The following is a 5,646-nucleotide window of genomic DNA, read 5'->3' as shown; positions in this document are numbered from 1 at the left end:
GTTGGAGTCAACGTAGGAGCCTTCCTTGATGGTAAAGAGCCCCATATCCATGCTGCGCTGGGTTGGCATGTTCTTGGAGGAGCCCGACTTCATCAGGTAGCCGTTCTCCCGGAGCCATCTAAACAGTCTCTGCTGCCCAATGTCTATACCGTTCTGCCTCAGCAGCTTGGCCATCTCACCCACCAGGATGGAGGTATGGGAAGCACTCACCGCATCAGCGAAAATTACCTTCGGCTTGTCGGCCTCAATCTTTTCACATAACAGTTCAATGTCCTTGGTCTTTTCTGCTATTTTCCTGTTGGATATCTGCAAGGCCCGCGCCATAACCTTCTCTGGGCTGTTCCAGTCCTTTTCAAGCTGGATAAAATACTGACGGGCCTGCTTGCCCTTCTCGTTCCGCTGGAGCATGGCTATCTCTTTCGCCATGTCAAGGGTTAATTCATGAACCGTTGCAGGTCTGCCCCCGGTACTTTCGGACAAATTTGTCCAAAAGTCTGTCCCCTCACTAAAACCGTATTCACACATTCTCGAAAACCATTTATTGTACGGTGTTTCAATCTCCAAAAACATGTGTAACTCTCTGCCATCAATTTTTATTTCATCTTCACCTGAATTAATGACTACTAACTTATCCATCGCTACCTCCTTATTACATTTTGCGATATTACATTTTGTGATTTTAAACAGCAAAAAAAATTGACTGCACGGATTTACGATAAAATTTCGATAAAACCAGTTTGATTTCATCACGAGGAATTCTTTCACCGTTTTCGTACATTGATAGAGCTGATGGGCTTATATTACAGGCCGTTGCAACTTCAATGAGTGTTCTATTTCCGCGCAATTTTCGCAACCTATCACCGATAACCTTCTTATCTAGCATAAGCACTCCTTTCTATCACATTTCGTGATTTTTATTCACAAATTCATATTATCACGTTTCGTGATTATTGTCAACACAAAATGTGAAAAAACAATTGATATTTTGTTCACAATACGTGATAATATAGTGTAGGAGGTGTTTTTATGTCATTTGCAGATAGATTAAAAGAGCTACGTATAAAAAAAGATATGACTCAAGGTGAATTATCTAAGGCATTGAATATTAGCCAAAGTGCCATAGCAATGTATGAAAGTGGAAAACGTGAACCTAAGATAGAGATATTAGAAGTATTTGCAGATTTCTTTAATGTGGATATGAATTATATTACCGGAAAATCAGATTTGACCACTAATTTAGGCCAGTCCACCCCATCCTACTACGCCGACCCAGAGACTGCGGAGGTTGCGGAGAGGCTCCGTACTCAACCTGGTATGCGTATGCTCTTTGACGCTTCAAAGAATGCCAAGCCTGAGGACCTGCAATATGCAGCCGACCTTCTCAAAAGACTCAAGGGTGATGAGGAATAAATAACATGCCGCCCCGTGAGGCGGTGAGGAAGGATTGATTAATTATGAATAAAGAACTTATTATTTCAATGAAAAATACTTTTGATAATATTGTGCATATTGACTCTGAAATCGGTATTGAGTTTTGGTACGCCAGAGAATTACAGACCGTATTGGGATACACGGAATGGCGCAATTTCACCAATGTAATTGATAAGGCAAAAGAAGCCTGTAAAACCACTACTCATGCGCTCTCAAACCATTTTGTTGATGTCAACAAAATGGTTAATATTGGATCAGGCACAGTCCGGGAAATTGATGACATAAAGCTCACTCGATATGCCTGTTATCTTATCGCTCAAAATGGTGATCCTCGCAAAGATGAAATTGCTTTTGCTCAGAGCTATTTTGCTTTGCAAACCAGAAAACAAGAATTTATTGAGGATCGAATTAACCTTCTACGTAGATTTGAAGCTAGACAACGATTGTCCTCATCCGAGTCTCTATTGTCTAAAAACATCTATGAAAGAGGGGTAGACGATAGTGGTTTTGGCAGAATACGCTCTGCTGGTGACGCTGCTTTATTCGGCAAATCTACCGCTGCAATGAAAGCACAACTTGCAATAAAACCAAATCGCCCATTAGCTGACTTCTTACCGACATTGACCATTGCGGCTAAAAATCTTGCTACAGAAATAACCAACCATAATACTGAAGAAAAGGATCTTTATGGAGAAGAAGCTATTACCATCGAACATATCAGTAATAATAAAGCCGTCCGAGGCATGTTGGCTGATAGAGGCATAAAACCTGAGGAATTACCACCAGCTGAAGATATAAAAAAATTAGAACGACGGGTAAAATCAGAAGAGAAGAAACTAGCCAAAGATACAGGATTTAATAGATAGTTGAAGAATGTAACCAACAAATCGTGATAATAAGCCGGGAATAAGAGCAATAAAAAATCACATAAATTTGACATTTCCTTAATTGATACGATAATATGTCTGTACAGACATATTGTACTGTTTACACTAAGGATACGGTCTAACGACTAAGCGTATGTTAAGTACGCCGTCCTTGGTGGGCCGCCCTTAGTGGGGTAGCTTTTTTCATTTGATAAGTAAAAATTTTATCATAATGGTACAATATTGCTGATAATCCGTACTTTATTTGCAATGCCCTGTGCCATTATGGCGCGGGGCCTTTTTGTTTCTTTGTTTTGGAGGTGGATATGTATGCGTGAGCCAAAACTTGATGATATATTTGTTAATGTGGATGAACGGACAGGGATAGCTACCTATCATATTGCCAATGCCCTGCCCTCCACCATAAAGGCTATGGTGTGCGAAGACTGCGGAGAACCATACGCCTATATCAATGCCAATTGCTCATACGAAGAGCAGCAGAAAGCATACGAGCATGAAATGGAGCATATAGAGAATGAGGACATAGAGTCACCCTCCCCCGCCGACCAGCTGGAGGCTCACCGGCATAAATAAAAAAGCCGCCCGGAGGCGGCAAATAAAGAGGATATATCTTTATGAGTGATATCTATAAGGATTTCAGGGAGCTCCAGCAGCAGATATACAGGGTTCAGGCTGCATTGCTGCCGCTCTATAAAACGAAATACGAAATGTACCAGCAGCTCTACCCGGTGCTAAAGGAATACCACAACTTCAAGGCTGAGTGGTTCCATGTGATACATGCCATTCTGACAATGGAGCCGGTGCTTAATGAAACGCCGGAGCAGTATGAGGACAGACTACTGGATAAGGTGAGGGAGTATAATATTAACTCCGTCAATGAGCTGGTGGACATACTGCTAACCATTGTAGATTGCTTTGGCCAAGTGGTAGAAATAGCAAATTATGACGATCTGGCAAACGGTGGGTTAGTTGTGCCTTTGCTTGTCCTCGTCTTTTACATGCAGGCTTTTTTCCATAAGAGCCGCAATAGCGACGATATAAATCATGGTTAATAATATTATTATGGCATTCAATTTTGATTCCAAAGAATCACGAAATAACGCTGGTACCACAATCAAAAGCGCGCATACTATCCGAAATTTGAAATGTTCCATGACGCTACCACACTTTCTGCAATATTTTTATGCTTTATTATATCATTTATTGCAAAAAATGGATAGGGTGATGGGTTAAGTCTGTAAATTGGGTTAAGAATTGGGTTAAGCTAGCGTATTTTAGAAGTGCTAAAAGCCTTATGTATCAATGCTTTGCGGTGTTTTAACACACGCTAAACGCACGTTTAACGCACGATTTCAAACGTATTTCACACGCAAATCAAACGCAAATTTTAGCGTGTGTAAACTAAAAAGGGAGGTGTTAGTATGGCTCAGGTTCGCACCAGAAAAAGAGGCAAGACATACAGTTACATATTCGAGGCTGGAAAAACTCTGGAAGGAAAAAGGAAGGTTGTGGAAAAAGGTGGGTTCGCCACCAAAGATGAGGCGTATAATGCTGGTGTTGAAGCCTTCACCAGTTTTAAACATGGCAATATCGGTATAACTTCCGAAAAACTGACTGTCGGTGATTATTTGGATCTGTGGCTTCAACAGCACTCGGCCTCATTAAGAGAGCAATCAATTCTTTCGTACAAGTGTGGAATAAAGGCTTTAAAGAAATACATTGGGAACATTATCCTTCAGGAGCTAAAGCCAAGGAATGTAGCAGCAATGGTCAACACGTGGTATTGTGAGGATTTTTCCTACGCCACCATTGCACGCAGGCTGGCCACCTTAAAAACGGCACTTGATTATGCTGTGTTTCCTGCTGAGCTGATAACTTTTAACCCGGTCATAAATGTGAAGGTGCCAAAAAATGCACCACGCAATATAGTGGAGCGTGTGGTAATAACCCCGGAAAAGTTCCAGGAAATATTGGAGGCAGATAAACGCAAAAAGTATCACGCGCCTCTTATGCTTGCTTATCATACAGGTATGAGAATACGAGAGATATTTGGCCTTGTCTGGGATAATGTGGATTTAAAAAATGGTATCATTTATGTTAAACAGCAATTAAAGGATCGCGGTAAATCCTACCATTTTGCAAGTCCAAAAACTTCCTCCAGTGTCAGAACAATATATATGGACTCTGAATTATTGGCATTTCTCCAGGATTTAAAAAGGGAGCAGGATAAGCGAAAGGCTGCCGGTGGCTGGATGTATTGCTACGAAAATGATGATGGCTATTTTTTCTATACTACCAGTCTGCTGAATGACAGGAACCAGGTTAACCTGGTTTGCTTGTGGCCCGATGGGCGAACCATTGCTCCTGATTCCTTTTCATTGTTTTTGCGAAAGAATGGCTTAAATTCCCACTCATTCCGACATACCCACGCCACCATGCTGGTAGAAGCCAATGCCTCCCCAAAAGAAATCGCTGGAAGGCTGGGCCACAAAACAACGGATATAACCCTTAATTTATACACCCACGAAACGGAAGCTATGCAAAAAAATGTTGCTTCCGTCTTTGAAAAAACACTCAAAAAAAATGCAGACGAGAAAGTTAATGCAGACAAATTGCAGACAATTTGAAGATAGTTTCTTTTACAACAAGGGATTACTTAATATTTTTGTGTATGTTGCAGATATCACTGATATTAACAAATAATAGCACTTTATTAACACTTAAATAATGTCATTTTGCGTGTAAAAACGCCGGGCATCCCTTGGATGTCCGGCTATTTTTTGCCCAAGCAACAGAATTTTACTTTTCGAAAAGGCTCGCCCCATTTACCAAAGACCACCTTAGGTGAAAATGGGGTTTTCTTTATTTTACTATGTTACCTCACCCGTCACGCAGGGCGTGACATCGACGTGAAGCTAGTCCTGGAAAAGCTTACCAAGAAGGGACGGAATTCTAAATAAACTCAGCTGTGGCCCGGTCCACGTTTTTAAATCATTGATATGTACTTTTCCTGCTCATCAATGGGGATACCTATAATTTCCATTGCACGATGAACTGATACGCCTAAATTCATCATAACATTGCGAATAGAGCTGAGACGTTCTTTATCCTGACCCTCGACGCGGCCAGCGATTATTCCCTCTGCGCGACCAGCAAGAATACCCTCAGATTTAGCCTGGTCCATTGAATTTTTCCATGCTCTGCACACATCAATCACCTCTTCATCTTCTTCAATAGCAAAATTAGTGCCTGTGGCTGTTTGGATAAACTCGGCTGTGGCCCGGTCCACCCGTTCCAGTCTTTTTTGATTTAGTATCCAATCCATGTT

Annotated in this window: 7 protein-coding genes and 1 pseudogene; 5 read left to right on the top strand and 3 right to left on the bottom strand. The window is 41.3% G+C overall.

From position 1 onward, the window contains the following. Together Q0Y54_RS11305 and Q0Y54_RS11300 are read right to left on the bottom strand one after the other, a co-directional pair. On the bottom strand, window positions 1-636 hold a 636-nt coding region (locus tag Q0Y54_RS11305; RefSeq protein ID WP_297967926.1), incomplete at its 3' end, for a phage antirepressor KilAC domain-containing protein. Window positions 637-679: 43 nt separating this feature from the next. Beyond that, window positions 680-883 carry a helix-turn-helix domain-containing protein gene (locus tag Q0Y54_RS11300; RefSeq protein ID WP_297967920.1) on the bottom strand — a complete coding sequence of 68 codons (204 nt, stop codon included), beginning with the start codon at window positions 881-883 and terminating at the stop codon, window positions 680-682. A 143-nt stretch (window positions 884-1,026) separates the two neighbouring features. Here Q0Y54_RS11300 and Q0Y54_RS11295 point away from each other — a divergent pair, with 143 nt between their 5' ends. The 5 genes from Q0Y54_RS11295 to Q0Y54_RS11275 all read left to right on the top strand — a co-directional run bounded on the left by Q0Y54_RS11295 (window position 1,027) and on the right by Q0Y54_RS11275 (window position 4,945). After that, a complete protein-coding gene (locus tag Q0Y54_RS11295; protein WP_297967914.1) occupies window positions 1,027-1,410 on the top strand; it encodes a helix-turn-helix domain-containing protein in 384 nt (127 codons plus the stop codon). A 44-nt stretch (window positions 1,411-1,454) separates the two neighbouring features. Beyond that, window positions 1,455-2,297, top strand: coding sequence for a DNA damage-inducible protein D (gene dinD, locus Q0Y54_RS11290; RefSeq protein WP_297967911.1), 843 nt, complete (start codon window positions 1,455-1,457; stop codon window positions 2,295-2,297). 330 nt (window positions 2,298-2,627) lie between these two features. After that, a complete protein-coding gene (locus Q0Y54_RS11285; protein ID WP_297967907.1) occupies window positions 2,628-2,891 on the top strand; it encodes a hypothetical protein in 264 nt (87 codons plus the stop codon). A 41-nt stretch (window positions 2,892-2,932) separates the two neighbouring features. After that, complete coding sequence (locus Q0Y54_RS11280; RefSeq protein WP_297967901.1) at window positions 2,933-3,370, top strand: hypothetical protein; 438 nt, start codon at window positions 2,933-2,935, stop codon at window positions 3,368-3,370. Between the two features lie 369 nt (window positions 3,371-3,739). Then, entirely contained in the window at window positions 3,740-4,945 is a 1,206-nt protein-coding gene (locus Q0Y54_RS11275; protein WP_297967896.1) for a tyrosine-type recombinase/integrase, read from the top strand. 359 nt (window positions 4,946-5,304) lie between these two features. On the opposite strand, the pseudogene Q0Y54_RS11270 reads toward Q0Y54_RS11275, so the two are convergent. Further along, a pseudogene (locus Q0Y54_RS11270) lies at window positions 5,305-5,646 on the bottom strand (hypothetical protein); the annotation flags it as partial.

Source organism: uncultured Anaerovibrio sp., from assembly GCF_947302755.1.
In the GTDB taxonomy this organism is placed as follows: domain Bacteria; phylum Bacillota; class Negativicutes; order Selenomonadales; family Selenomonadaceae; genus Anaerovibrio.
Note: the sequence above shows the minus strand (reverse complement) of the source record. Positions and strands in the feature narration are given on the sequence as shown.